This is a genomic window from Streptomyces sp. NPDC111744 (assembly GCF_055634995.1).
The window spans coordinates 1-25,086 of record NZ_JBVKCG010000028.1 but is presented as its reverse complement, the minus strand read 5'-3'; the positions used below and the strand labels follow the sequence as shown (position 1 = coordinate 25,086).

Genomic DNA, 25,086 nt, shown 5'->3' with positions numbered 1-25,086 from the left:
TCAACGGCTCGCCTGAGTCGGGCCCGGCAGCATCGGATAGCTCCCCGTGGCCGTCGGCGCGTGCTCCGGCAGCCACAGCACGGCCACCGCGCCCTCCGCCGGGATGTGTTCGGGCGCGCCCGCCGCCCGGATGTTGCGGAAGGTCAGGCGGGCGCCCAGGACGCGGGCCTGGCCGGCCGCAATGGTCAGGCCCAGTCCGTGACCCTGCCCCGCGCGGTCCTCGCTGCCGGTTCGGAAGCGGCTCGGGCCCTCGGCGAGAAGCTTCTCCGGGAAGCCGGGGCCGTGGTCGCGGACCCGGATGACCCGGCCCTCGACGGTCACCTCGATGGGCGCCCTGCCGTGCCGGGCCGCGTTGGCGAGCAGGTTGAACAGCACCCGCTCCAGGCGGCGCGGATCGGTGGTGACCTCCGACTCGTGCACCACCCGCACCTCGATCTCCGGGTCCTTCGCGGCCACCCGCCGGGCGACGAACTCGCCCAGCATGATGTCCTGCAGCTCGGCCCGCTCGGAGGCGCTGTCGAGCCGGGCCACCTCCAGCACGTCCTCGACGAGGGTGCGCATCGCCTTCGCCCGGTCGAGGACCAGCTCGGTCGGGCGGCCGGGCGGGAGCAGTTCGGCCGCCGTGAGCAGTCCGGTCACCGGCGTCCGCAGCTCGTGCGCGATGTCGGCCGTCACCCGCCGCTCGGCCTCAAGGCGCTGCTGCAAGGCGTCCGCCATGGCATCCACCGCACGCGCCAGGTCGTCGGTCTCGTCCCGTACGACCCCGCCGATCGCCTCCCGCACCCGCACGTCCGGGTCGCCCTGGGCGACCTGGTTGGCCGCGGCCGCCGCCTTGCGCAGCCGGCGGGAGAGCTGCCCGCCGATCAGCACGCCGAGCGCGCTGCCGCCGAGGACGACCGCGATGGAGCCGATGACGAGGGCCTGGTCGAGGTCCTTCAGCACATTGCTGCTGCGGTTCGGGAAGGTGCCGTGCAGGGACAGCACGCGCCCGTCCTTGGCCTGCACCGCCGCCCAGATGTCCGGCGCGCCGCCACCCGGATCGATGACGTCGGTCGCCCGGCGGCCCGCCTCGACCCTCTCGCGCAGCGCCGGCGGCAGCTCGGGGTCGTTGATCTTGACGTCGGGGAAGTTCGCCCGCCCGGACAGCTCGTAGTTGCGCTGGCCGATCTGCAGCCGCTCGTTGGCCAGGTCGCGTGCGTTGTCCAGCATCGAGACCCGGGCGGCGTTGTGCACCACCAGGCTCAGCGCGATCGCGACGAGCGCGCCGACCAGCGCGATCGCCGCGCTCAGCTTCCACCGGAGTCCGGTGCGCAGCCGCGGACCTCGGTGCCGAATGGATCTCCGGATGGATCTGGTGAGCTCCCGCATGGCCGCCCCGCTCAGGCCTTCAGCTTGTAGCCGAAACCGCGGACCGTCTCGATCCGGTCCTGGCCGATCTTCGTACGCAGCCGCTGCACATGGACATCCACGACCCGGGTGTCCCCGCCCCAGCCGTAGTCCCAGACCCGTTCCAGCAGCTTGTCGCGGGAGAGTACGGTCCCCGGGGCCGAGGAGAACTCCAGGAGCAGCCGCATCTCGGTCGGCGTGAGCGCGACCGGCTCTCCGGCCCGGCGCACCTCCATGCCCTCGGTGTCGATCTCCAGCTCCCCGAAGGTCAGCGGGCCGCCGGTCACCGCGGCCGCGTCCTCGTGCGGCCGGTCGGCGCCGCTCGCGTGCCCGAAGCGCCGCAGTACCGCACGGATCCGGGCGACCAGCACCGCGCCGTCGAACGGCTTGGTGACGTAGTCGTCGGCGCCCGCCTCCAGACCCAGCACCACGTCGATGGAGTCGGCGCGCGCCGACAGCATGATCACCGGCACCGTGGACTCGTCGCGGATGCGCCGGCACAGGCTCACCCCGTCCAGGCCCGGCACCATCACGTCGAGCAGCGCGATGTCGGGCCGGTCGGCGCGGAACGCCTCCAGTCCCGACAGCCCGTCGGGCATGGCGGTGACCGCGAAGCCGTCCCGCTCCAGGGCGAGCTGGGTGGCCTCGCGGATGACGTCGTCGTCCTCGACGAACAGGACGTGGGTCTGGTCTGCCATCCCGGCTCTCTCGTGTGGTCGGTGTGGGATCAGTCGGCGGGGTCAGCCGGCGGGGGAGGGGACCGGCGTGGCGTCGTCGCCGCTGCCGGTCGCGTTGCCGTAGTCGGTGTGGTGGAAGTCCTCCTGGACGAAGCGCCCCGCGGCCCAGCTGTAGGTGATCACGTTCTCACCGGACGGGCTCGACACCGGGTCGCCCTTCTCGTACACCTGTTTGGTCACGCTCAGATCGCCCCGGTCGATCTCCGCGTAGACCGGGGACTCCTCGGCCTTGAAGACATTCTTGTACGCGCCGCTCTCGTCGCGGTACACATATGCCCCCACCCCGACCGCGTCTCCGCAGGTCAGGACGTTCACGACGACGTCCTCGACCGGGCCGCCGGTCAGATCGCCGTAGGTCACGTCGACCGGGTACTCGTCGCCCGCGCACGGCTTCAGGTCCCGCTTCACGGTGGCCGAGACCGCCGGATCGGCCTTCACCAGAGCGACCGCGTCGACCTTCGCATAGGTCTGGGACGGGTTGGGCGAGGGGGAGGCGGCGGCCGGGGCCTTCTCCGCCGAGCCGGCGTGCGCCGGGCCCTCGTCCCGGGCGCCGGTGCCGCCCGTGCCGCAGGCGGCGGCGAAAAGGGCGAGGGCGGCGAGCACGGCCGCCGCCGTGGTCACCGCCTGTGCACTCGCCGAGCCCCGGCTGGGCCCTGTGCCGGTCAGGCCGCGCAACGCTCCCGCTCCTCACGCTCCAGCGCGCGTGCGTCGAGGTCGCGTGACTCCAGCTCCTCGCGGAGCCGGGCGAGCGCCCGGTGCAGCGTGCTCTTGACCGTTCCGGCCGACATGCCGAGGGCGGCGGCCGTCTCCTCCGTGGACATCTGCTCCCAGTGTCGCAGCACGACGACACTGCGCTGCTTCGGTGCCAGAACCTTCATGATGTCCATGAGGAGAGCGCGGTCGGCGTGCTGCTCGGTGGAGTCCTCCACGCAGGCGTCGGGCAGCTGCTCGGTCGGGACCTCCTCCAGCTTGCGGGCCCGCCACCACTCGGTCCGCGTGTTGATCATGACCCGGCGCAGATAGGCGTCCGCGAGCCGCTTGTCCTCGATGGTCTCCCAGCGGCCGTACGTCCGCACCAGCGCGGTCTGGAGCAGGTCCTGGGCGTCCGTCGGGTCCGGGACCAGCCGGCGGGCGCTGCGCAGCAGCGCGTCCTGTCGAGTGCGGACGTACTCCTCGAATTCGAGCACCTCGCCCTGCGTCATGATCAACCGCCTCCCGATCCCCGTTTTCCCCGGCCCTGTGCCTGAGTTCCTGCTGTCCCGCGGTCCTGGCGGGCACAGAAACGAAGCTACGGACCTGTTGTCACGGGGCTGTGCGGAGCAGCCTTCGGCTAGCAATCGGCTGTCCGTCGGTTGTGTAACGGAAGTAGGCGCGGGGTAAGCAAACGGGGTTGTATGTCCGGGTATTGAGTGATTTGCCGCCGTGCTGGGGTCGTAACACAGCCCCCTCTCCTGTGATGTGGCTGTACGTCAGCCCAGCGGAAGCCGGTACAGGCCGCCCGCGAGCGGCTCCACCAGCCCGTCCGAGACCAGTCCGTCCAGCGCGCGCGCCCGCTGCACCGGCTCGTGCCACACCCGGTCGAGCACCGCCTGCGGCACGGGGGCGTGCGCTTCGCGCAGTACGGCCAGGAGTTTGCCGCGCACCTGCCGGTCGGTACCGGCGTACGTCTGCCCACGCCGGGGCGGCCCCTCGTGCTCCGGCTTGCCGGCCAGCCGCCAGGCGCAGTCCCCGGCGATAGGGCACCGCAGGCACGTCTCGTTCTTCGCCGTGCACACCAGCGCTCCCAGCTCCATGGAGGCGGCGGCCCAGCGGGCGGCGGTCCGCTCGTCCTCGGGCAGCAGTTCACGGGCGAGCTTGCGCTCGGCGGCGGTGGTGGCGTTCGGCGGGTACTGCACACCGGTCACGGCCCGCGCGAAAACCCGCCGCACATTGGTGTCGAGCACGGCGTGCCGCTGCCCGTACGCGAAGGAGGCGACGGCCGCGGCGGTGTACTCGCCGATGCCGGGCAGCGCGAGCAGCTGCGCGTGATCCGTCGGTACGTCGCCGTCGTGCCGTTCCGTTATGGCGACGGCGGCGCCGTGCAGCCGCAGGGCGCGGCGCGGGTAGCCGAGTCGGCCCCAGGCGCGGACCGCCTCGCCGGGCGCCTCGGCGGCGAGGTCCGCGGGGCGCGGCCAGCGGGCCAGCCACTGCTCGTAGACGGGCAGCACCCGGCTGACCGGGGTCTGCTGCAGCATGAACTCGCTGACCATCACCCCCCAGGGGCCCGCCTCCGGGCGGCGCCAGGGGAGGTCACGGGCATGGGCGTCGAACCAGGAGATCACGGGGGCGTGGAGCTTCTCAGTCATGGCCCTCCCGATCCTGCCACGTCCGGCCACGGCTGGGTTGGACGTGGTTCACGGCGAGGCCGGGGCGGCCGCCGCTTCAGGGTCTGTCCGGCGCTGTTCGGCGCCCTCCTTCGGACCTGTCACGCGAAAAGGGGTCACGCCGACGGGAGTTGCCGAAATGATGATCCGGAAAAGTTGAGGTTTGGGCGGCGGGTGGGGCGAGGAACTGCACGGATCTCTCGTACAGTTTGCGCCGTGGGATCTCTGCGCAATCCGGTCGGGCCGCTTCCCTCCTCCATCTACTGGCGACGGAGGGTCGTCATGGTGTCCGTGGTCGCCGTGCTGGCGCTGCTGATCACCTGGATCGTCACGTCGAGTGGCGGGGGCGGCAAGAAGGGTGCCGACGGCTCGAACGGCAAGAATCCCGCGTCCACCATCACGCCGGGGCCGTCCGGCAGCGGGCCGGCGATCAGCCAGGCGCCGGGCGGGCGGGACGAGTCGAGCGGGGGCGGGGGCGCGTCGTCCAGCACCGGTTCCGGTTCTGGTTCCTCTGGTTCCGGTTCCAGTTCCGACGGCGGGAGTTCGGGCGGGTCGGGGGTCGGCTCGTCGGCTGGTTCCGCCGGTTCCTCGGGTTCCTCGTCGGGCTCGGGCGATGTCACCTCGGGCTCCGGCGGTACGGTCGCCTCGCTGCCGGGGACTTCCACCCTCCCCAACTGCACCGCCGCGGCCGTGTCGTTGAGCCTGAAGAGCCTGCACAACTCGTACGCGCCGGAGCAGACGCCGAGCTTCGAACTCACGGCGAAGAACACGTCGTCCAGCGACTGCAAGGTCGATCTCGGGCCGAAGAACGCGGTGTTGACGATCACGCCTGCCAGTGCGAACGACAGCTACTGGTCGTCGGCGGACTGCCCGAAGACGGCCGGGAGTCTCTGGTACCGGGTGCCGGCGGGGAGCAGCATCACCTACACCCTGAAGTGGGACCGCAAGCCGAGTGCCCCGCAGTGCGCGACGCCTTCGGCGGGGTCGGCCGGGGCAGGCACATATCTGGTGGAGGCCGAGACCCCGGGATTCACGAAGGCCCAGGCTTCTTTCGTACTGGCCGCGGATTAGCCGGGGGCGGGTGGGGCCGCTCTGAAGCGCCCCTTCAGGGGCGCGGGGCGGTATCGATGGGCGGCTGCCGCCGCGTGGGCGCGGCCAGCCCCCACCGGCCCGCGGGCGATCAGCACCGGCCCGCGGGCGATCAGCACCGGCCCGCGGGCGATCAGCACCGGCCCGCGGGCGAACAGCACCGGCCCGCGGACGACCCGTCTGCCCCGGCGGAGCTACACGTACCGTTCGAGAATCGACGACTCCGCCAGCCTTGACAGGCCCTCCCGGACGCTCCGCGCCCGCGCCTCGCCCACCCCGTCCACGGTCTGCAGGTCGTCGACGCTCGCGGCGAGCAGCTTCTGCAGGCCTCCGAAATGATCCACCAACCGGTCGATGATCGCCCCGGGCAGCCGCGGAACCTTCGCCAGCAGCCGGAAGCCGCGCGGCGACACCGCCGAGTCCAGCGCCTCCGGTGAACCGGTGTAACCCAGCGCCCGCGCCACCGTCAGCAGTTCCAGCAGCTCCGCGTGGCTCAGCGCGTCCAGCTCGGAGAGCGCCTCGTCGACCGTGCGGGAGCGTTTTGCCGTGGGCTCGGGGACGTAGTCCCGGACCACCAGCTCGCGCTCGGGCTCGACACCGGCGATCAGCTCGTCCAGCTGGAGCGCGAGAAGCCGCCCGTCGGTGCCCAGTTCGACGACGTACTCGGCGATCTCCGTGGCGATACGGCGGACCATCTCCAGGCGCTGGGCGACGGCCGAGACATCTCGGACCGTCACCAGGTCCTCGATCTCCAGCGCCGACAACGTTCCCGCGACCTCGTCCAGGCGGAGCTTGTACCGCTCCAGCGTCGCGAGCGCCTGGTTCGCACGGGAGAGGATCGCCGCCGAGTCCTCCAGGACGCGGCGCTGCCCGCCGACGTAGAGCGCGATCAGCCGCATCGACTGGGATACCGAGATCACCGGGAAGCCGACCTGTTTGGAGATCCGGTCCGCCGTGCGGTGCCGGGTGCCGGTCTCCTCCGTCGGGATCGTCGAGTCCGGCACGAACTGGACGCCGGCCCGCAGGATCTTCGACAGGTCGGAGGAGATCACGATGCCGCCGTCGAGCTTGCACAGCTCACGCAGCCGGGTCGCCGTGAACTCGACATCCAGGACGAAACCGCCCGTGCACATCGTCTCGACCGTCTTGTCGAAGCCGAGGACGATGAGCCCGCCGGTGTTGCCGCGGAGGACCCGCTCCAGGCCGTCGCGCAGGGACGTGCCCGGAGCCACAGCGCTCAGCGAGGCACGCATCAGGCCATCGGAACCGGCACTCCCACCGGACTTTCCGGGAGCCGTTGCCCGGTCGTTGGCTGCCACTGCACTCCTCGCGTCGCAGGTTCTGATGCGCTCCCGCACCCGCACGCGGTTCGTACGGACGGGCGAGACCAGGGCAAAGTCTACCGGCGCTCCTCCGCCTCCCGTGGGGCCTCTCGGCGACGGGAGCGCGGCAGCACCCGTAGCGCGTCTCCCATGTCGGCGACTTCCAGGACCTTCATGCCCGCCGGGATCTTGCCGGGATCGCCCGGTACGAGCGCGTGTGTGAAGCCGAGCCGGTGCGCCTCCGCGAGCCTGCGCTGGACGCCGGTGACCCGTCTGACCTCGCCCGCGAGGCCGACCTCGCCGATGGCGACCAGGTTCTTCGGGAGCGGGGTGTCGCTCGCGGCGGAGGCCAGGGCGAGGGCGATCGCCAGGTCGGCGGCGGGCTCGGAGAGCTTCACCCCGCCCACGGTCGCGGAGTAGATGTCCCGCTTGCCGAGCGCGCTGATCCGCCCGCGCTGCTCCAGCACCGCCAGCATCATCGAGACCCGGGAGGTCTCCAGGCCTGAGGTGGTCCGGCGCGGGGAGGGGATCTGGGAGTCCACGGTCAGCGCCTGGACCTCGGCGACCAGCGGGCGCCGGCCCTCCAGGGTGACCGTCAGGCAGGTACCCGGGACGGGTTCGGCGCGTCGTGTCAGGAAAAGTCCGCTCGGGTCGGCGAGGCCCGTGATGCCCTCGTCGTGCAGTTCGAAGCAGCCGACCTCGTCCGTGGCGCCGTAGCGGTTCTTGACGCCCCGGACCAGCCGCAGGCGCGCGTGCCGGTCGCCCTCGAAGCTCAGCACGACGTCCACGAGGTGTTCGAGGAGGCGGGGACCGGCGATCGCGCCGTCCTTGGTGACATGGCCCACGAGAAGAGTCGACATGCCCCGCTCCTTGGAGGCACGGATGAGCGCCCCGGCCACCTCCCGTACCTGGGCCATGCCACCGGGCGCGCCGTCGATCTCGGGGGACGCGACCGTCTGCACGGAGTCCAGGATCAGCAGTGACGGCTTGACCGCGTCCAAGTGGCCGAGGACGGCGGCCAGATCGGTCTCGGCGGCGAGATAGAGGTGGTCGTCGATGGCGCCGATGCGGTCGGCGCGCAGCCGGACCTGGCTCGCGGACTCCTCGCCGGTGACATAGAGCGTGCGGTGCTCGTCGCTGGCCGACTTGGCCGCCACGTCGAGGAGGAGGGTGGACTTGCCGACGCCGGGCTCGCCGGCCAGCAGGACGACCGCTCCGGGGATCAGGCCGCCGCCGAGGACCCGGTCCAGCTCGGGCACGCCGGTCGGCCGCGCGGTGGCCTGGCGGCCGTCGACCTGGCCGATGGGCACCGCGGAGGTGGTGACACGGCCGGGTGTCGTCGTACGGACCGCGGGCGTGCCGTACTCCTCGACCGTCCCCCAGGCCTGGCACTCGGGGCAGCGACCGAGCCACTTGGCCGTCTGCCAGCCGCACTCGGTGCAGCGGTAGGACGGACGGTCCTTGGAGGTCTTGGTACGGGCAGCCATGCGGAAACCGTAGCCCCCGCCACTGACAGCGGGGCCAGGGTGGCCTCCGTGACGGGTGTGGGTGGACGGATCCTGGCCATGCCACATCGGGAACGAGCCACGGAATATCCGGTTCCTGTCCCCTTATGAGGGATCGTTTCACCCGTACGGATTAAAAGAGCTCAAGGCGCAGGAAGGGGCCATCCGCCGCCGCCTACGGTCGCACGGGTGATGAGCAGCAGTCCGGAGACCACGGCCCGAACGACCGGCACACACCGGGCGCACCGGGGAGCACGCTCGGCGCGCGATCGTACGGCGGCACGCGCGCTGGCGCAGCGACCGCCGGCCCGCTACGAGCCGTACCTGGACGGGCTGTTCACGTACTGCCTCTCGGTGCTGTGCGACCACGACGCGGCCACCGCCGCCCTCGGGGACGTCCTCGCGCTCGCCGAGCGGCGCGGCCAGCGTGTCCCGGAGGCCGCCGGGGACCGCAGGGCCTGGCTGTACGCGCTGGCCCGCTGGGCCTGTCTGCGCGGGCTTGCCGAGGCCAAGCAGAAACGTCAGGCCTCCCATGCGGCGGGGCGGCACACCGCCCCCGAACCGCTGGTCGCCGCCGAGACCGAGGAGCAGCGGCGCCGCGAACTCGCCCTGCTCGCCTGGCCCGAGGCCGCCGGCACCACCCCGGAGCAGCGCGAGGCGCTCGAACTCGCCGTACGCCACCACCTGGCCGCCCACGAGGTCGCCGCCGTCCTCGGCATGGACCTGGCCGGCGCCCGCGAACTGCTCGCCTCCGCCGCCTGCGAGGTGGAACGCACCCGCGCGGCGCTCGCCGTCGTCGAGACCGGCGGCTGCCCGAGCGTGTCCCACCTGACCGGGGACAGCCAGCTGGTGCTCAGCAGCGCCCTGCGCCGCGAACTGGTCCGGCATGTAGACGACTGTCCGCGCTGCCGCCGTACCGCCGAACGCGCTGCACCCGGGCGGTGGCCCGGCGCGATGACCACACCGGCCGAGCTGCCCGTTCTGGAGGCGCCCCGCGCGGCCCTGCACATGGCCATGGCGCATCCGCCACGCGCGCGTGGCGCCGCCGTTCCGCGCTTCGACCGGCGCGGTTTCCCGATGGACCCCAAGGATCGCGCGGCCCGCCGCGACCGGCTACGCGCGCGTGCCGTCACGACGACCGTGGTCGCCACGGTGGTGGCCGCGCCGGTGCTGGCCCTGTGGGCCGCGTACCGGGGCTCGCCTGCGGCAGAGGGCCACGAGGGGCCGTCCGCGACCGCGCGCGAGGCCTCCGGCCCCGACGCGCTGGGCGGCGACGCGGCCGGGGGCTACGAGAACGCCGGAAACGCCAGCATCAGACCCGGGCCGCGCATCGGCAGGGACGGCAAGGCCGATGTCTCGGTGGAGGTGATCAGCGTCGCGGGCGGCGACCGGAAGAAGGCGGCCGGTGCGGGGCACCTCGCGGTGACGGCCTCCAACGACGGCGACACGACGCTGATCACGCTCTCCGCGGCCGGGGGTTCGGCGGTGCGGTGGTCGGTGTCCACGTCGGCGGGATGGCTGTACTTCTCGCGGCCCTCGGGAACGCTCCGGCCGGGCGAGTCGTTCACGATCAAGGTGTACGTCGATCATCTGCGGGAGCCGGCCGGTCACTGGAGCGCGCGGGTGGCAGTGGCGCCGGCGGGCGCGGTGGTGTCGATCGACGGGTACGGGATGGCTCCGCCGGTGAGGAGGGGGCCGACCCCTCCGGTGACGCCGGTGCCGACGGTGACGGGGTCAGCTTCCGCCGATCCGACGCCGACGGCCTCGCCGAGCGAGTCGACGCCCACGCCGACGCCCACCGAGTCGGACACGCCGAGTCCGACTGGGCCGGCTTCGCCGACGGAGAGCGAGAGTGCGGGTTCGTCGGCCAGTCCGTGAGTGGTGGGTGCGGTGTGTCGGCGGGTGCGGCGTCGTTGTGGCTGCTCGCGCCCACGCGGCGGAGCCGCATATCGATACGGCCCCGCGCCCCTGAGAGGCGCGCTGCACGCGGCGTCAGCCGACAGGATCCGCCGGATGCGGTGCCAGCAGCGGCAGCTGCGAAGCCAGGCGCTCCTCGCACAGCTCTGCCAGGCGGTCGTAGCCCGCCTTGCCCATCAGCTCGGTCAGTTCCGGGCGGTAGGAGACGTACACCGGGTCGCCCGCGCCGTGTGCCGAGGTCGCCGAGGTGCACCACCAGTGCAGGTCGTGGCCGCCCGGGCCCCAGCCCCTGCGGTCGTACTCGCCGATGGAGACCTGGAGGACGCGCGTGTCGTCGGGGCGGTCGATCCAGTCGTACGTGCGGCGGATCGGAAGCTGCCAGCAGACGTCCGGCTTGGTCTCCAGCGGCTCGCGGCCCTCCCGCAGCGCCAGAATGTGCAGCGAGCAGCCCGCGCCGCCCGCGAATCCGGGGCGGTTCTGGAAGATGCACGAGCCGTTGAACGGGCGGGTCTGGCGGGAGCCCTCGTCGTCCTCCGAGACCCAGCCGTTCCGCGTGCCCTCATCGTGGTGCTGCCAGATGTCCGGCGTGAGCCTCGACACATGACCGGCGACCCGCTTCTCGTCGTCCTCGTCGGAGAAGTGCGCGCCCAGCGTGCAGCAGCCGTCGTCCGCGCGGCCCGCCTGGATGCCCTGGCAGCCGCTGCCGAAGATGCAGTTCCAGCGGGAGGTCAGCCATGTCAGATCACAGCGGAACACCTGTTCGTCGTCCGCCGGGTCCGGGAATTCCACCCATGCGCGCGCGAAGTCGAGGCCCTTCTCGTCCCCTGCCGGAGCCTGCTGTGACGTCTTCGACTTCTTCAGTGGCTTCGGTGGCTTCACCGCCCGAGAAGAACCGTCGGCGGATTTGGCGCCCTTGTGGTCCTTCGTCTTTTTCGTCTTTGGCACCTGTACAGGGTAAGTCGCCCGAGGCGGGTTCGTGGACGGCTCCGACGACGGGTTACCGGCCACCTGGCAGTAGCGTTCCGTACATGAGACTCGGTGTCCTCGACGTGGGATCCAACACGGTGCATCTGCTGGTGGTGGATGCGCACCCCGGCGCACGCCCGCTGCCCGCGCACTCGCACAAGGCGGAATTGCGCCTTGCCCAACTCCTCGACGGCAACGGCGCGATCGGTCCCGACGGGGTCGAGAAACTCATCGGTGTCCTCCATGGGGCCCTGCAGGCCGCGGAGGACAAGGGCGTCGAGGATCTGCTGCCGTTCGCCACCTCCGCCGTGCGCGAGGCCAGTAACGCCGACGACGTCCTGGCGCGCGTGAAGGCCGAGACAGGTGTCGAGCTCCAGGTCCTCGCCGGCGCCGAGGAGGCCCGGCTGACCTTCCTCGCCGTACGCCGCTGGTTCGGCTGGTCCGCCGGAAAGCTGCTGGTCCTGGACATCGGGGGCGGCTCCCTGGAGATCGCGTACGGCATCGACGAGGAGCCGGACACGGCCGTCTCGCTGCCGCTCGGCGCCGGCCGGCTCACCGCCGGCTGGCTCCCCGGCGACCCGCCGGCCTCGGACGACATACGGGCGCTGCGCCGCCATGTACGCGCCGAGATCGCGCGTACGGTCGGCGAGTTCAGCCGCTTCGGCGCCCCCGACCACGTGGTGGCCACGTCCAAGACCTTCAAGCAGCTGGCCCGTATCGCCGGCGCGGCCCGCTCCGCGGAGGGCCTCTACGTCCAGCGCGAACTCAGGCGGAGCTCCCTGGAGACCTGGGTCCCGAGGCTGGCGGCCATGAACACGGCCCAGCGCAGCGCACTCCCCGGAGTCTCCGAGGGCCGGGCGGCCCAGCTGGTGGCGGGCGCGCTGGTGGCGGAGGCCGCGATGGACCTGTTCGGGGTGGAGACGGTGGAGGTGTGCCCATGGGCGCTGAGGGAGGGCGTCATCCTCCGGCGCCTTGATCACATGGGTTCGGCGTAAGTATCCCTGGCGGGGGCGGGCGCGAGGGCGGGGGCGGGCGCGGGCGCGGGGGCGCGGGCAACCCCCGACTGCGGGCAGGCGCCCCGCCCCACTTCGATGCGACGATCGTCACACCGCCGAAGACGCACTCCGCCCCCACCCGACCCCACCCCGTAACCTGTCCCTCGTGGCAAATCCAAGGGACGTCGTCCGCATCCCGGATGCGAAGGTCGCGCTCTCCACGGCCTCCGTCTATCCGGAGTCGACGGCGACGGCCTTCGAGATCGCCGCGCGCCTCGGCTACGACGGGGTCGAGGTCATGGTGTGGACCGACCCGGTCAGCCAGGACATCGAGGCCCTGCGCAGGCTGAGCGACTACCACCGCATCCCGATCCTCGCCGTCCACGCCCCCTGTCTGCTGATCACCCAGCGGGTCTGGTCCACCGACCCCTGGGTCAAGCTCCAGCGGGCCCGGGCCGCCGCCGAGAAACTGGGCGCGAGCACGGTCGTGGTGCACCCGCCGTTCCGCTGGCAGCGCCAGTACGCCCGCGACTTCGTCCAGGGGATCTGGCGCATGGCGAACGAGACGGACGTCCGGTTCGCGGTGGAGAACATGTACCCCTGGCGCTACCGCGACCGCGAGATGCTGGCGTACGCACCCGACTGGGACGTCACCAAGGACGACTACCGGCACTTCACGATCGACCTCAGCCATGCCGCGACCTCCCGCACGGACGCGCTCGCCATGCTCGACCGGATGGGCGGCCGGCTCGGCCATGTCCACCTCGCCGACGGCCGCGGCTCCGCCAAGGACGAGCACCTGGTACCCGGCCGCGGCACCCAGCCCTGCGCCGAACTCCTGGAGCGCCTCGCGCTCGCCGGCTTCGACGGGCATGTCGTCATCGAGGTCAACACCCGGCGCGCGATGTCCGGCGCGGAGCGCGAGGCCGACCTCGCTGAGGCCCTGGCCTTCACCCGCCTGCACCTGGCCTCGGCGGTGAAGGTGCCCCGCCGATGACCGACGCCGCCCCAGCCGGCAACGGGACCGGCACCCGCCGCCGCGGCCGCCCTCCGCGTACCGAGTCGGCGGACACCCGGGACCGTATCCTCGTCGCTGCCCGCGAGGAGTTCTCCGAACGCGGGTACGACAAGACGTCCGTCCGCGGGATCGCCAAGGCCGCCGGCGTCGACCCGGCCCTCGTCCACCACTACTTCGGCACCAAGGAGCAGGTCTTCGAGGCCTCCATCTCGGTCGCCTTCGCGCCCGCGCTGAACGCGCCCATCGCGGTCGCCGACGGCCCGGTGGACGGCGTCGGCGAGCGTCTGACCCGCTTCATCTTCGGCATCTGGGAGAACCCCACCACCCGTACCCCCCTGCTGGCGATCCTCCGCTCGGCCGTGAACAACGACACGGCCGCCGCCGTCTTCCGCCGGCTGATCGCCTCCCAGCTGCTGCGTCGTCTCGCCGAACAGCTGGACCTCCCGGACGGGGAGCTGCGCGCCGAACTGGCGGCCGCGCAGCTGGTGGGGTGCGCGATGCTGCGATACGTGATCAAGGTGGAGCCGCTGGCGTCGGCGGACCTGGAGCAGATCGTGGCGCGGGTGGCCCCGGTGGTGCAGGGGCATCTGACCCGGCCGTAGGGCCCGGCAAGGAGAGAGACCCGGAAGCTCACTCCCGAGAAGTCCAGAGACCTCCCGAGGCATCCGTCCGAGACACCGTCCGAGGCATCCGTCCGAGGCATCCGTCCGAGACACCGTCCGAGGCATCCGTCCGAGGCATCCGTCCGAGACACCGCCTGAGGCATCCGTCCGAGACATTCGTCCCGCATTCCGGACACCTCGTCCCGAGGCCTGAACTACGGGCGTACGCTCGATGACAGCCCTATCTGTCTGAAGGAGCGAGCGACGATGCCCGAGCTGAGGTCCCGCACAGTCACCCACGGCCGCAACATGGCGGGCGCCCGCGCCCTTATGCGCGCCTCCGGTGTACCCGGTGCGGACATCGGCCGCAAGCCGATCATCGCGGTCGCCAACAGCTTCACCGAGTTCGTGCCGGGCCACACCCACCTCCAGCCGGTCGGCCGGATCGTCAGCGAGGCGATCACCGCGGCCGGCGGTATCCCGCGCGAGTTCAACACCATCGCGGTGGACGACGGCATCGCCATGGGCCACGGAGGGATGCTGTACAGCCTCCCCTCCCGCGACCTGATCGCGGACTCGGTCGAGTACATGGTCGAGGCGCACTGCGCCGACGCCCTGGTCTGCATCTCCAACTGCGACAAGATCACCCCGGGCATGCTGATGGCGGCGCTCCGCCTGAACATCCCGGCGGTCTTCGTCTCCGGCGGCCCGATGGAGGCCGGCCGGGCCACCCTCGTGGACGGCACGGTCCGCACCCTCGACCTGGTCGACGCGATCTCCGACGCCGTGAACGACAAGATCTCGGACGAGGACATCCTCCGTATCGAGGAGAACGCCTGTCCGACCTGCGGCTCCTGCTCCGGCATGTTCACCGCCAACTCGATGAACTGCCTGACCGAGGCCATCGGTCTCTCCCTCCCCGGCAACGGCTCGGTCCTGGCCACCCACACGGCCCGTAAACAGCTGTACGTCGCCGCGGCCCGCACGGTCATGGACATCACCCGCCGCTACTACGAGCAGGACGACGACACGGTCCTGCCCCGTAACATCGCGACCTTCGCCGCGTTCGAGAACGCGATGGCCCTGGACATCGCGATGGGCGGCTCCACCAACACGATCCTGCACCTGCTGGCCGCCGCCCAGGAGGCGGGTGTCCCGTTCGGCCTGGAGGAGATCAACGAGGTCTCGCGCCGGGTGCCCTGCCTGGCCAAGGTCGCCCCGAACGTCGCGAAGACCCGCACGTACTACATGGAGGACGTGCACCGGGCCGGCGGTATCCCCGCCCTCCTCGGCGAACTGCACCGCGGCGGTCTCCTCAACGAGGAGGTCCACTCCGTCCACAGCCCGTCCCTGTCGGACTGGCTGAAGACCTGGGACGTGCGCGGTGGCTCCCCGTCCCCCGAGGCGGTGGAGCTGTGGCACGCGGCCCCGGGCTGCGTCCGCTCCGCCGAGGCATTCTCCCAGTCCGAGCGCTGGGAGGCCCTGGACGAGGACGCGGCGGAGGGCTGCATCCGCAGCGTCGAGCACGCGTACTCCAAGGACGGCGGCCTCGCGGTCCTCAAGGGCAACCTGGCGGTCGACGGCTGCGTCGTGAAGACGGCGGGCGTCGACGAGTCGATCTGGACCTTCGAGGGCCCGGCGGTCGTCTGCGAGTCGCAGGAAGAGGCCGTCGAGAAGATCCTCAACAAGCAGGTCACGGACGGCGACGTGGTCGTCATCCGCTACGAGGGCCCCAAGGGCGGCCCCGGCATGCAGGAGATGCTCTACCCGACGTCCTTCCTCAAGGGCCGCGGCCTCGGCAAGACCTGCGCACTGATCACGGACGGCCGCTTCTCCGGCGGCACGTCGGGCCTGTCGATCGGCCACGCGTCGCCCGAGGCGGCTTCCGGCGGCACGATCGCGCTCGTCGAGAACGGCGACCGCATCCGCATCGACATCCCCAACCGCACGATCGAACTCCTCGTCGACGAGGCCGAGCTGTCCCGCCGCGAGCAGGCCCTGAACGGCGTGTACGCCCCGAAGAACCGCGACCGCAAGGTCTCCGCGGCCCTCCGCGCCTACGCCGCGATGGCCACCAGCGCCGACAAGGGCGCGGTGCGCGACGTGAGCAAGCTCGGCTGAACCCTGCCTGCGCAAGGGGCCGCCTCCCTTTACGGGGGGCGGCCCCTTCGCCCGTCAGTTACCAGCCGGCCGGATCCTCGGCGTCCACGGCGAAGACGGTGCCGTCGGGGGCGGTGGCGTAGATGTGGGTGGCGAGGACCAGCGGCGCCGGCAGGGCGGCGGTGATCTGGTCGGCGTTGGTGCCCAGTCGCGCCGGAGTCTGGCCGACGAGGGTTCCCTTGCGGGCGTCGACGGCGAGCAGACGTCCGTCGGCCGCGGTGAAGTAGACGCGCCGGTTGTCGGCCGCGGGCGCCGAGCCCCGGCTCACCGACGTCTGGAGTGCCCAGAGCCGTTTGCCGCGCTCCAGGTCCACGGCCTCCAGCGAGCCACCGGCGGACAGCAGATAGACGACATCGCCCCGCACGGCGGCACCCGGCGCCAACCGGGGAAGGGGCAGCGTCACGCGGCGGGCCGCCTTCGCGTCAGCCGTGTAGCGCACCACCGCGTCCGTCGCCCCGGAGGTGGTGTCCACGGACAGCAGGAACAGTGACCCGCCCGCGCTGCCGACCGGCCGGAGGTCCCCCGCGAGCCGGGCTTCCCAGCGCTTGGCACCGGTGCCCGGGTCCAGTGCGGTGACCAGGGTGTGCGTTCCGTCGGCGGAGGTGCTGGTCGCGTACGCCGACGGATCTCCGGCGAACGAACTCAGGGACGGGGTGCCGCTGCCGGAGACGGGCATGCTCCACCTGGCGCGGCCGGACTTGCTGTCGAGGCCGGTGATCACTTTGTCGGCCCCGACGACCAGTAGCATGCTCTTGGTGATCTTCATGCCCTGGTGCGCGGGCAGGTCCTGCTTCCAGCGCGACGAACCTGAGGCGGGGTCCAGCGCCTCCACCCGCCGGCCCCCGTCCGTCGGCAGCAGCAGGAGCCCGCCCGACACGGAGGGCGAGCCGCTGGTACGTTCGTCCGTGGCCCTGTGCCGCCACAGCAGTCGGCCGTCCACTGGGTCGAGGGCGAAGGCCAGCCCCGACCGGAAGCACAGCAGTCTGCCTGCTCCGCCCACGCATTGGGGCATCCCCGAGCCGTCCTTGGCCACTGCCTCCTTCTGCCAGGCTTCGAACGCGGGGGCGGAACTGTGCACCGTGTCGCCGGCAGGTGCCGGACGGCCGTCCCCCGGCCACAGTGCCGAAGCGACCACACCGCCCAGGACCAGGACACCCGTCCCGGCGACGACGCCCATGCGCCGTCTCGTCGCCTTTCGCGCCCTCTTCTCCGGAACAGCGGCCGGTGCCCCCTCCCTGGGCGGATCGCCGTGGTCGTCCCTGACCCGCTGGGCCGGTATGAACGCCTGCGTGTCGTACGACGCCGCCAACGACCGCAGTTCCCGCATCATCTCGTCGGGCGTCGGCCGGTCCTCGGGCTCCTTGGCGAGACAGCGCAGCACCAGCGGAGCCAGCTCATCCGGTACGCCGGTGAGGTCGGGCTCGTCATGCACGACCTGGTAGGCGACGACGTACGGGCTGTCGGAGTCGAACGGCCCCCGCCCGGTCGCCGCATGCACCAGCACCGACCCGAGCGCGAAGATGTCCGCGGCCGGCCCGACCTCACGAGGCCGGCGGAACTGCTCGGGCGCCATGAACGGCGGCGTACCGATCAACTTCCCGGTCTCGGTCCGCAGTTCACTGTCCTTTGGCCGAGAAATTCCGAAGTCGATGACCTTGGGACCGTCCTCTGCGAGCAGCACATTGCTCGGTTTGAGATCCCTGTGCACCACCCCGACCCTGTGAATATCGCGCAGCGCCTCCGCGAGCCCGGCCATCAGCCGGCGCAACTGCGCAGGGGACATGGGCCCGTTCCGCTTCACCTGCTCGGCGAGGGTCGGGCCGGGGATGAAGAGGGTGGCCATCCAGGGCCGCGCGGCCTCGGGATCGGCGTCCACGACGGGCGCGGTGAAGGCGCCGCTGACCTTGCGCGCGGCGGCCACCTCCTGCCGGAAACGGCCCCTGAACTCACGGTCCTTGGCGAACTGGGCGTGCACGATCTTGACGGCGAGCTTCAGCCCCGAGGTGCTGCGAGCCAGGTGCACCACACCCATACCGCCCGAACCAAGGCAGGACTCCAGGCGGTAGTGCCCGGCGTACTCGGGAAGTTCCGCTTCCGCGTCCGCTCCGGTGTTGCGCTGTGACGTCATCTGACCACCCCCGTGCTTTCTCCGCGGAGCGCGACGCACGGAGCCTAGTCGATGACTCGTGCGATACAGAGGCGGCTTGCTAGCCTCCGAGTGCGAGTTGCGCACATGCGTTTCGTGGCTCGATTCAGGGGAATTTACGGGACTCCATGGCACTCATGGGGCCAACGGGGGAGCTACACATGTCTGTCGATCAAGCACAGCAAACCGAGAGCAGCGGCGAGGAAGAGGCCGTCACGACGCTGGCCGCATCCGTGAAGACGTATGCGGTCGCCCCGGGCGTCCGCCTGAACGTCCGCAGCGGCCCCGGCACCAGCTACAACATCACGCGGACCCTCCCCGAGGGCACCCGCGTCCCGATCTTCTGCCAGACGTCCGGCACGACGGTGGCCGGCTACTACGGCACATCCCAGATCTGGGACAACATCGACAACGGCGAATACGTCTCGGACGCCTATGTCCACACCGGCAGCGACGGCTATGTAGCCGACCGCTGCGCCTGATCCTGTCTCGTGACCGGGTTTCGCCTGATCCGGTCTTCGGACTCCGGAGGACTCCTATGACATCGCTCAGACGCAGATCCACCCTTTTAGCGGCAGCCACCGGCAGCGCCTTCCTCATGCTCCTTGGCTCCGCCGCCACAGCGAACGCCGCCGCCAGCGTCCGCTACTACGACGTCGCCCCGGGCCTTCGCCTGAACGTCCGCAGCGGCCCCGGCACCAGCTACGACATCACCCGGGTCCTGCCCGAGGGAGCCAAGGTGCCGATCTACTGTCAGACGCCGGGCTCCACCGTGTCCGGCTACTACGGCACCTCGAACATCTGGGACAACATCAGCAACGGCGAGTTCGTCTCGGACACCAACGTCAACACGGGCAGCGACGGCTACGTAGCCGACCGCTGCTCCTGACACGGTCGGTACGACCCGCCCCGGAGCCCGCGGCCGCCCGGCGCCATAATCGTCCCGTGAGCGACGAACCAGGCACCCCGGACACCCCCGCGGGCTCCACCGGCGAGGCCCCGAGCGGACCCCGCCCCGAGCCCCTCCGTTTCTTCGGCACGTCCTGGGTCAACCACGACGACGGCTACACCGCCCGCCGTATCGGCGTGGCCGTCGGCTCGCTCGCCGCCGCCGTCGTCTCCTGCCTTGTCCTCCGCTTCGCCTACGAGGGCGTGCAGCTCGCCGACACCGGCGCCTTCGTGACCGTTCTGGTCGTCGCGATGTTCGCCATCTGCAGCGCCCTCGCCTTCCGCAACACCTGGGACGGCTTCGGGAAGCGCCCCGACCCCGAACGCCAGGCCTCCCTGCGCGGCCTCCTCGCCATCGGCTTCGTCGGCTCCCTCCTCGCCTACTTCTTCCGCTCCCTGACGGAGGCCCCCGGCGAGAGACTCCACCGTGCCGAGTACGACACCGCCCGCCAGGAACACGAACGACGCACCACGCGCCGCACGGGCAACCCGTCGAAGAAGAGGCGGAGGCGCTGAGGGACTGCGGTACGGCATCGGGCGCATCCGCCCGCCTGTCGAAACTCCCTGTCGCCCCTCGCCCCACCCCCGGGATCATGCCCGTGTGACCACAAGCCGGCCGAGCCCCCAGAACCCCGCCTCCACCCCCATCCCCTCCCACGCAACCCGCGCCCGCTCCTTCGACGTCGCCGCGGCCCAGTACGCCGCGAACCGTCCCTCCTACCCGCCCGCTCTCCTCGACGCCGTCGAGGAGGAGGCCGGCCGCTCCCTCACCGGCGCCCGGGTGGTCGACGTCGGCGCGGGCACCGGTATCGCGACCGCCGTCCTGCACGCGCGCGGCGCCGACGTGGTCGCGGTGGAGCCGGGGGAGGGCATGGCGGCCCAGTTCCACCTCACGCTCCCCGGCATCCCGCTCGTCCGCGGCAACGGCAACGCCCTCCCGCTCGCCGACGACACCGCCGACTTCCTCACATACGCCCAGGCCTGGCACTGGACCGACCCGGCCCACGCCGTGCCGGAGGCGCTCCGCGTGCTGCGTCCCGGCGGTGCGCTCGCGCTGTGGTGGAACACCGACGCCCTCGACATCGACTGGATCGCCGGGCAGGCCGACCGGAGTAGCCGCTTCTTCGGCGTGGACACCGCCGCCGAGAAGCGCAAGACCGCCGACCGCACGGACCTCGCCGACCCCAGTGGCCGCCTCCGCTTCACCCGCCGTGCGGTCCGCTGGAGCCGCCGCGTCCCCCTCGACACCCACCTCGCCAACATCGGCAGCCACTCGGCGTTCCTGGTCACTCCCGAGGACCGCCGCACCGCCGTCCTCACCGAGGAGCGCGCCCACCTCCTGAAGGTCTTCCCGGAGGAAATCGTCGAGGAGACGTACGACGTCCTGCTCCTCGTCGCCCTCAATGCCTGACCAACACCCGCACACCGGCCCGCCGCACCCACACACGAGCGGGCCGGTGACGTTCAACCACGCCCACAGCGCGTACCCGGGCCGCCTTCCCGTCGCGCCGCTCCTTCCCAACGGCAACTGGTCCCGGTGAGCAACCGACTTCAGCCGTTCCTCAGCGCTCGCGCGGCCGTCTCGGAGGGCGCACCGCCGAGTGGCATCCCGTCCCCTCCCCTTGACGCCCCTGTCTCGTCAAGGATTATTCATCACATGGTGAATTATTCGCCGGAACCGCCCGCGGCCCCCGGCAACTCCGTCCTGCCCCCAGCCATCCAGGCCGCCGGCCTCACCGCTGTCCGCGGCCCTCGCACCGTCCTGCGCGGTCTCGACTTCACCGTCCCCCGCGGTCAGATCACCGGCCTGCTCGGGCCCTCCGGATGCGGCAAGTCGACCCTGATGCGTTCCATCGTCGGCAGCCAGGCCAAGGTCACCGGCACCCTGAAGGTCCTCGGCCACCCCGCCGGCCACCCCTCCCTCCGGACCCGCATCGGCTACGTCACCCAAGCCCCTTCCGTCTACGACGACCTGACCATCCGCCAGAACCTCGACTACTTCGGCTCGATCCTCGACCCCACCCGCCCCGCTCCCGACCGCCGCAACGACGTCGAACGCGTCCTCGGCGAAGTCGACCTCACCAGCCACGCCGACGCCCTCGCCGGCAACCTCTCCGGCGGCCAGCGCAGCCGCGTCTCCCTCGCCGCCGCCCTGCTCGGCACCCCCGAACTCCTCGTCCTCGACGAACCCACCGTCGGCCTCGACCCCGTCCTGCGCCGCGACCTCTGGCAGCTCTTCCACTCCATCACCACCAGCCGCGGCGCTACCCTCCTCGTCTCCTCCCACGTCATGGACGAGGCCGAGCGCTGCCACCGCCTCCTCCTCATGCGCGAGGGCGAGATCCTCGCCGACGACACCCCCGAGGCCCTCCGCACCCGCACCGGCTCCGACACGGTCGAGGCCGCCTTCCTCCACCTCGTCGACGAAGCGGCCGCCACCTCCCGCACGAAGGAAAGCGCACGATGACCACCCAGACGGCGACCACCACGACCGCCCCCGTCAGCGCCCTCAACCTCTCCCGCACGACCGCCACCGCGGCCCGTGTCCTGCGCCAGCTCCGCCACGACCCCCGCACGATCGCGCTGCTGCTCCTCATCCCCTGCCTGATGCTGGTCCTGCTCCGCTACGTCTTCGACGGCAGCCCACGCACCTTCGACAACATCGGCGCCTCACTCCTCGGCATCTTCCCGCTCATCACGATGTTCCTGGTGACCTCCATCGCCACCCTCCGCGAACGCACCTCCGGCACCCTCGAACGCCTCCTCACCATGCCTCTCGGCAAAGCCGACCTCATCGCCGGCTACGCCCTCGCCTTCGGCCTCCTCGCGATCATCCAGTCGGCCCTCGCCACCGGCCTGGCCGTCTGGTTCCTGGGCCTCGACGTCACCGGCTCCCCCTGGCTCCTGCTCCTGGTCGCCCTGCTCGACGCCCTGCTCGGCACAGCCCTCGGTCTTTTCGTCTCGGCCTTCGCGGCCTCGGAATTCCAGGCGGTCCAGTTCATGCCGGCGGTGATCTTCCCCCAGCTCCTCCTCTGCGGCCTCTTCGCGCCCCGCTCCGAGATGCACCCCGCCCTCGAAGCCCTCTCCGACGTCCTCCCCATGTCCTACGCCGTCGACGGCATGAACCAGGTCCTCCACCACACCGACATGACCGCCACCTTCGTCAGGGACATCCTGATCGTCGCCGGCTGCGCCCTGCTGGTGCTGACCCTGGGAGCTGCCACCCTGAGGCGACGTACGGCATAGCCGGCGCCGACGTCCGCTCAGCGGACAACCGCCCCTCGCCCCCCACCCTCGGTGCCAGACTGAACCGTATGAGTCAGAAAGTCGCAGTCCTCGGTACCGGCAAGATCGGCGAAGCCCTGCTCAGCGGAATGATCCGCGCCGGCTGGGCACCCGCCGACCTCCTGGTCACCGCTCGCCGCCCCGAACGGGCCGAAGAACTCCGCGCCCGCCACGGAGTCACCCCGGTCACCAACCCCGAGGCCGCGAAGACCGCCGACACCCTGATCCTCACGGTCAAGCCGCAGGACATGGGCGCCCTCCTCGACGAACTCGCCCCGCACATCCCCGCCGACCGCCTCGTCATCAGCGGCGCGGCGGGCATCCCCACCTCCTTCTTCGAGGAGCGCCTCGCCACCGGCACCCCGGTCGTCCGTGTCATGACGAACACCCCCGCCCTCGTCGACGAGGCGATGTCCGTCATCTCCGCCGGCAGCCACGCCACGGCCGCCCATCTCGCCACCGCCGAGGACATCTTCGGCGCCGTCGGCAAGACCCTCCAGGTCCCCGAGTCCCAGCAGGACGCCTGCACCGCCCTCTCCGGCTCGGGCCCGGCGTACTTCTTCTACCTGGTCGAGGCCATGACCGACGCCGGCATCCTGCTCGGCCTGCCCCGCGACAAGGCCCACGACCTCATCGTCCAGTCCGCGATCGGCGCCGCCGTGATGCTCCGCGACAGCGGCGAACACCCCGTCAAACTCCGCGAGAACGTCACCTCGCCCGCCGGCACCACCATCAACGCCATCCGCGAACTGGAGAGCCACGGCGTACGGGCCGCCCTCATCGCCGCCCTCGAAGCCGCCCGCGACCGCAGCCGCGAACTCGCCTCCGGCAAGAAGGACTAAGAAGGACCAGGAAGGCAGAGGGGCTGACGGGGGCTGATGCTTCAAGGCCACTCGGGGCCGGCTTCAGCAGCGAGGTCGCGATGCGACGGCACTTCGCATCGCGACCTGCCACCAGTCCCCACGCCTACCGCGCCTATCGCACGGTGCTCAGCGCGGGCTCGGCCGCAGCAGCGCCCGAGAAGGCGCCGGGCGGCAACAACCCGATCGCCCGATAGGCGGTATCGACAATCGGCCGGGCGATCGCCCGAGCCTTCTCCGCCCCATGCCGCAGCACCCCCTCCACATATCCCGGATCGGCACACAACTCCTTGTGCCTGGCCTGTACGGGACTGAGCATGTCCAGCACCGCCTCCGCGGTGGCGTGCTTCAGAGCGCCGTACGAATCATGAACGGATGCCAGTGACTCAGGGTTCCCGCCCGTGCACGCAGCGAGAATCTCCAGCAGGTTCGCGACCCCCGGCTGCTCCTCCCGGTCATAGACGACCTCCCGCCCACTGTCCGTGACGGCCCGCATGATCTTCTTCCGGATCACGTCCGGTTCGTCGAGCAGATAGACGATGCCCGCCCCGGAGTCGTCGCTCTTGCCCATCTTCGACGTCGGATCCTGCAGGTTCATCACCCGCGCGGCCACCTTGGGCACGGTCGCCTTCGGCACCACGAACGTGTGCCCGTACCGCTGGTTGAACCGCACCGCCAGGTCACGCGTCAGCTCCACGTGCTGCGCCTGATCGTCACCGACCGGCACCTCGTCCGCCCCGTACCCCAGGATGTCCGCCGCCATCAGCGCCGGGTACGTCAGCAGGGACAGTCGCACGCTCCGCCCCCGCGCCCCTTCGCTCGCGACCTTCTCCTTGTACTGGATCATGCGCCGCATCTCCCCGTCGGTCGCAACGCACTCCATGAGGTACGACAGCCGGGTGTGCTCGTCGACATGACTCTGTACGAACACGGTGCACAGCTCCGGATCCAGCCCTGCCGCCAGCAGCAGGGTCGCCGCCTGCCGGGTGAGCCGGCGAAGCCGGGCCGGATCGTGGTCCACGGTCATCCCGTGCAGATCGACGATGCAGAACAAGGAGTCAGCCTGGTACTGATCCACGGCGGCCCACTGCCGCATGGCCCCCAGGTAGTTCCCCAGAGTCAGGTGCCCGGTCGGCTTGATCCCGCTGAAGACCCGTGTCATTCCCTCTCCACCTCCTGGTCGGAGCCGCCGTCCCGAGCGGCCGACCCTCAGAGGTTCTGGAGGGAGATACACGAACGGCCGCCGAGGCGGCGGCCGTTGGATGCGTACGTGAGCGCGGCCGCCGTCAGGCGGCCCACCACTGCTGGGTGCACGTACGCGTAGTCATGCCGCCCACCATACGCCCCCGGGGTCCCGTCCCGCCGCGAGTTGACACACCCCAACCGGATACGTAATGTTCTCCGGGTTGTCCGACGTGAGCGCCGACTCCGGTCGGTCCCCGGACAGCCACTCCGCAAGTACCTACCAGCAGTCGGCGACGTCGTCGTGTTGCTTTGGCATGCGTATTAGCGGAATGAGGAATCCACGTTCGAAAGGACGCGGCCCCCGATTAGCTCGGAGGCCGGGAATCCGCTAAAGTCTCACTCGTCGGAACGGCCCAACAGCCGCGAAGACAGCCCCCTCTGACGGGGAATCAGACGCCGAAAGGATCTGATAGAGTCGGAGCCGCCGGAAAGGGAAACGCGAGAGCGGGAACCTGGAAAGCGCCGAGGAAATCGGATCGGAAAACGGTCTGATAGAGTCGGAAACGCAAGACCGAAGGGAAGCCCGGAGGAAAGCCCGAGAG

The 25,086-nt window shown here is 71.2% G+C and carries 23 protein-coding genes; 13 read left to right on the top strand and 10 right to left on the bottom strand.

Annotated elements, in window-relative coordinates; genetic code table 11:
• The 5 genes from cseC to ACZ7OO_RS37955 form a co-directional block, all read right to left on the bottom strand.
• On the bottom strand, positions 1-1,368 hold the full coding sequence (gene cseC / locus ACZ7OO_RS37975) for a two-component system sensor histidine kinase CseC (protein WP_471512028.1): 1,368 nt from the start codon (positions 1,366-1,368) through the stop codon (positions 1-3).
• Between the two features lie 11 nt (positions 1,369-1,379).
• Positions 1,380-2,084, bottom strand: coding sequence for a two-component system response regulator CseB (cseB, locus tag ACZ7OO_RS37970; protein WP_471512027.1), 705 nt, complete (start codon positions 2,082-2,084; stop codon positions 1,380-1,382).
• Positions 2,085-2,126: 42 nt separating this feature from the next.
• Entirely contained in the window at positions 2,127-2,798 is a 672-nt protein-coding gene (locus ACZ7OO_RS37965; RefSeq protein WP_471512026.1) for a hypothetical protein, read from the bottom strand.
• Positions 2,786-3,325 carry a SigE family RNA polymerase sigma factor gene (locus ACZ7OO_RS37960; RefSeq protein WP_471512025.1) on the bottom strand — a complete coding sequence of 180 codons (540 nt, stop codon included), beginning with the start codon at positions 3,323-3,325 and terminating at the stop codon, positions 2,786-2,788. The genes ACZ7OO_RS37965 and ACZ7OO_RS37960 overlap by 13 nt, the downstream gene beginning before the upstream one ends.
• Before the next feature lie 267 nt (positions 3,326-3,592).
• Positions 3,593-4,468, bottom strand: a complete 876-nt coding sequence (locus tag ACZ7OO_RS37955) for an HhH-GPD family protein (RefSeq protein ID WP_471512024.1) — start codon at positions 4,466-4,468, stop codon at positions 3,593-3,595.
• Positions 4,469-4,702: 234 nt separating this feature from the next.
• Here ACZ7OO_RS37955 and ACZ7OO_RS37950 point away from each other — a divergent pair, with 234 nt between their 5' ends.
• Positions 4,703-5,557 carry a hypothetical protein gene (locus ACZ7OO_RS37950; RefSeq protein WP_471512023.1) on the top strand — a complete coding sequence of 285 codons (855 nt, stop codon included), beginning with the start codon at positions 4,703-4,705 and terminating at the stop codon, positions 5,555-5,557.
• Positions 5,558-5,769: 212 nt separating this feature from the next.
• Here ACZ7OO_RS37950 and disA read toward each other — a convergent pair whose 3' ends face one another.
• A complete protein-coding gene (gene disA / locus ACZ7OO_RS37945) occupies positions 5,770-6,894 on the bottom strand; it encodes a DNA integrity scanning diadenylate cyclase DisA (RefSeq protein ID WP_471512022.1) in 1,125 nt (374 codons plus the stop codon).
• A gap of 80 nt (positions 6,895-6,974) precedes the next feature.
• A complete protein-coding gene (gene radA, locus ACZ7OO_RS37940; RefSeq protein ID WP_471512021.1) occupies positions 6,975-8,384 on the bottom strand; it encodes a DNA repair protein RadA in 1,410 nt (469 codons plus the stop codon).
• A gap of 210 nt (positions 8,385-8,594) precedes the next feature.
• On the opposite strand from radA, the gene ACZ7OO_RS37935 reads away from it, so the two are divergent.
• Positions 8,595-10,280: a BACON domain-containing protein gene (locus tag ACZ7OO_RS37935; RefSeq protein ID WP_471512020.1), complete on the top strand. Its 1,686-nt coding sequence runs from the start codon at positions 8,595-8,597 to the stop codon at positions 10,278-10,280.
• 114 nt (positions 10,281-10,394) lie between these two features.
• Here ACZ7OO_RS37935 and ACZ7OO_RS37930 read toward each other — a convergent pair whose 3' ends face one another.
• Positions 10,395-11,198 (bottom strand): DUF3109 family protein, encoded by an 804-nt coding sequence (locus ACZ7OO_RS37930; protein ID WP_471512088.1) that lies wholly within the window; start codon positions 11,196-11,198, stop codon positions 10,395-10,397.
• Positions 11,199-11,347: 149 nt separating this feature from the next.
• Here ACZ7OO_RS37930 and ACZ7OO_RS37925 point away from each other — a divergent pair, with 149 nt between their 5' ends.
• The 4 genes from ACZ7OO_RS37925 (at position 11,348) to ilvD (ending at position 16,021) form a co-directional block, all read left to right on the top strand.
• Positions 11,348-12,280 (top strand): Ppx/GppA family phosphatase, encoded by a 933-nt coding sequence (locus ACZ7OO_RS37925; RefSeq protein ID WP_471512019.1) that lies wholly within the window; start codon positions 11,348-11,350, stop codon positions 12,278-12,280.
• Positions 12,281-12,446: 166 nt separating this feature from the next.
• Positions 12,447-13,277: a sugar phosphate isomerase/epimerase family protein gene (locus ACZ7OO_RS37920; protein ID WP_471512018.1), complete on the top strand. Its 831-nt coding sequence runs from the start codon at positions 12,447-12,449 to the stop codon at positions 13,275-13,277.
• Positions 13,274-13,900, top strand: coding sequence for a TetR/AcrR family transcriptional regulator (locus ACZ7OO_RS37915; protein WP_471512017.1), 627 nt, complete (start codon positions 13,274-13,276; stop codon positions 13,898-13,900). Before ACZ7OO_RS37920 ends, ACZ7OO_RS37915 begins: the two co-directional genes overlap by 4 nt.
• A gap of 267 nt (positions 13,901-14,167) precedes the next feature.
• Positions 14,168-16,021: a dihydroxy-acid dehydratase gene (gene ilvD, locus ACZ7OO_RS37910; protein ID WP_471512016.1), complete on the top strand. Its 1,854-nt coding sequence runs from the start codon at positions 14,168-14,170 to the stop codon at positions 16,019-16,021.
• Positions 16,022-16,079: 58 nt separating this feature from the next.
• On the opposite strand, the gene ACZ7OO_RS37905 is transcribed toward ilvD, so the two are convergent.
• The gene (locus tag ACZ7OO_RS37905; RefSeq protein WP_471512015.1) at positions 16,080-18,188 is read right to left on the bottom strand and encodes a protein kinase domain-containing protein; all 2,109 of its coding nucleotides are present in this window, start codon (positions 18,186-18,188) and stop codon (positions 16,080-16,082) included.
• 179 nt (positions 18,189-18,367) lie between these two features.
• On the opposite strand from ACZ7OO_RS37905, the gene ACZ7OO_RS37900 reads away from it, so the two are divergent.
• From ACZ7OO_RS37900 to proC, 7 genes are all read left to right on the top strand, one after another.
• Positions 18,368-18,688 (top strand): SH3 domain-containing protein, encoded by a 321-nt coding sequence (locus ACZ7OO_RS37900; RefSeq protein WP_471512014.1) that lies wholly within the window; start codon positions 18,368-18,370, stop codon positions 18,686-18,688.
• Positions 18,689-18,804: 116 nt separating this feature from the next.
• Positions 18,805-19,095: an SH3 domain-containing protein gene (locus ACZ7OO_RS37895; protein WP_471512013.1), complete on the top strand. Its 291-nt coding sequence runs from the start codon at positions 18,805-18,807 to the stop codon at positions 19,093-19,095.
• Positions 19,096-19,151: 56 nt separating this feature from the next.
• Complete coding sequence (locus ACZ7OO_RS37890; protein ID WP_352225637.1) at positions 19,152-19,670, top strand: voltage-gated chloride channel family protein; 519 nt, start codon at positions 19,152-19,154, stop codon at positions 19,668-19,670.
• Between the two features lie 85 nt (positions 19,671-19,755).
• Positions 19,756-20,565 carry a class I SAM-dependent methyltransferase gene (locus ACZ7OO_RS37885; RefSeq protein ID WP_471512012.1) on the top strand — a complete coding sequence of 270 codons (810 nt, stop codon included), beginning with the start codon at positions 19,756-19,758 and terminating at the stop codon, positions 20,563-20,565.
• Positions 20,566-20,811: 246 nt separating this feature from the next.
• Positions 20,812-21,621, top strand: coding sequence for an ABC transporter ATP-binding protein (locus tag ACZ7OO_RS37880; protein WP_471512011.1), 810 nt, complete (start codon positions 20,812-20,814; stop codon positions 21,619-21,621).
• Positions 21,618-22,400 carry an ABC transporter permease gene (locus ACZ7OO_RS37875; RefSeq protein WP_471512010.1) on the top strand — a complete coding sequence of 261 codons (783 nt, stop codon included), beginning with the start codon at positions 21,618-21,620 and terminating at the stop codon, positions 22,398-22,400. The genes ACZ7OO_RS37880 and ACZ7OO_RS37875 overlap by 4 nt, the downstream gene beginning before the upstream one ends.
• Before the next feature lie 68 nt (positions 22,401-22,468).
• Positions 22,469-23,281 (top strand): pyrroline-5-carboxylate reductase, encoded by an 813-nt coding sequence (gene proC, locus ACZ7OO_RS37870; RefSeq protein ID WP_471512009.1) that lies wholly within the window; start codon positions 22,469-22,471, stop codon positions 23,279-23,281.
• A 133-nt stretch (positions 23,282-23,414) separates the two neighbouring features.
• On the opposite strand, the gene trpS is transcribed toward proC, so the two are convergent.
• Positions 23,415-24,461 (bottom strand): tryptophan--tRNA ligase, encoded by a 1,047-nt coding sequence (trpS, locus tag ACZ7OO_RS37865; RefSeq protein WP_471512008.1) that lies wholly within the window; start codon positions 24,459-24,461, stop codon positions 23,415-23,417.
• Positions 24,462-25,086 lie beyond the last annotated feature (625 nt).

Coding starts and splice junctions, on each gene's coding strand:
- cseC (WP_471512028.1), bottom strand. CDS start 1,368: ATGCGGGAGCTCACCAGATCCATCCGGAGATCCATTCGGCACCGAGGT.
- cseB (WP_471512027.1), bottom strand. CDS start 2,084: ATGGCAGACCAGACCCACGTCCTGTTCGTCGAGGACGACGACGTCATC.
- ACZ7OO_RS37960 (WP_471512025.1), bottom strand. CDS start 3,325: ATGACGCAGGGCGAGGTGCTCGAATTCGAGGAGTACGTCCGCACTCGA.
- ACZ7OO_RS37955 (WP_471512024.1), bottom strand. CDS start 4,468: ATGACTGAGAAGCTCCACGCCCCCGTGATCTCCTGGTTCGACGCCCAT.
- radA (WP_471512021.1), bottom strand. CDS start 8,384: ATGGCTGCCCGTACCAAGACCTCCAAGGACCGTCCGTCCTACCGCTGC.
- ACZ7OO_RS37935 (WP_471512020.1), top strand. CDS start 8,595: ATGAGCAGCAGTCCGGAGACCACGGCCCGAACGACCGGCACACACCGG.
- ACZ7OO_RS37925 (WP_471512019.1), top strand. CDS start 11,348: ATGAGACTCGGTGTCCTCGACGTGGGATCCAACACGGTGCATCTGCTG.
- ACZ7OO_RS37915 (WP_471512017.1), top strand. CDS start 13,274: ATGACCGACGCCGCCCCAGCCGGCAACGGGACCGGCACCCGCCGCCGC.
- ilvD (WP_471512016.1), top strand. CDS start 14,168: ATGCCCGAGCTGAGGTCCCGCACAGTCACCCACGGCCGCAACATGGCG.
- ACZ7OO_RS37905 (WP_471512015.1), bottom strand. CDS start 18,188: ATGACGTCACAGCGCAACACCGGAGCGGACGCGGAAGCGGAACTTCCC.
- ACZ7OO_RS37900 (WP_471512014.1), top strand. CDS start 18,368: ATGTCTGTCGATCAAGCACAGCAAACCGAGAGCAGCGGCGAGGAAGAG.
- ACZ7OO_RS37895 (WP_471512013.1), top strand. CDS start 18,805: ATGCTCCTTGGCTCCGCCGCCACAGCGAACGCCGCCGCCAGCGTCCGC.
- ACZ7OO_RS37880 (WP_471512011.1), top strand. CDS start 20,812: ATGGTGAATTATTCGCCGGAACCGCCCGCGGCCCCCGGCAACTCCGTC.
- ACZ7OO_RS37875 (WP_471512010.1), top strand. CDS start 21,618: ATGACCACCCAGACGGCGACCACCACGACCGCCCCCGTCAGCGCCCTC.
- proC (WP_471512009.1), top strand. CDS start 22,469: ATGAGTCAGAAAGTCGCAGTCCTCGGTACCGGCAAGATCGGCGAAGCC.
- trpS (WP_471512008.1), bottom strand. CDS start 24,461: ATGACACGGGTCTTCAGCGGGATCAAGCCGACCGGGCACCTGACTCTG.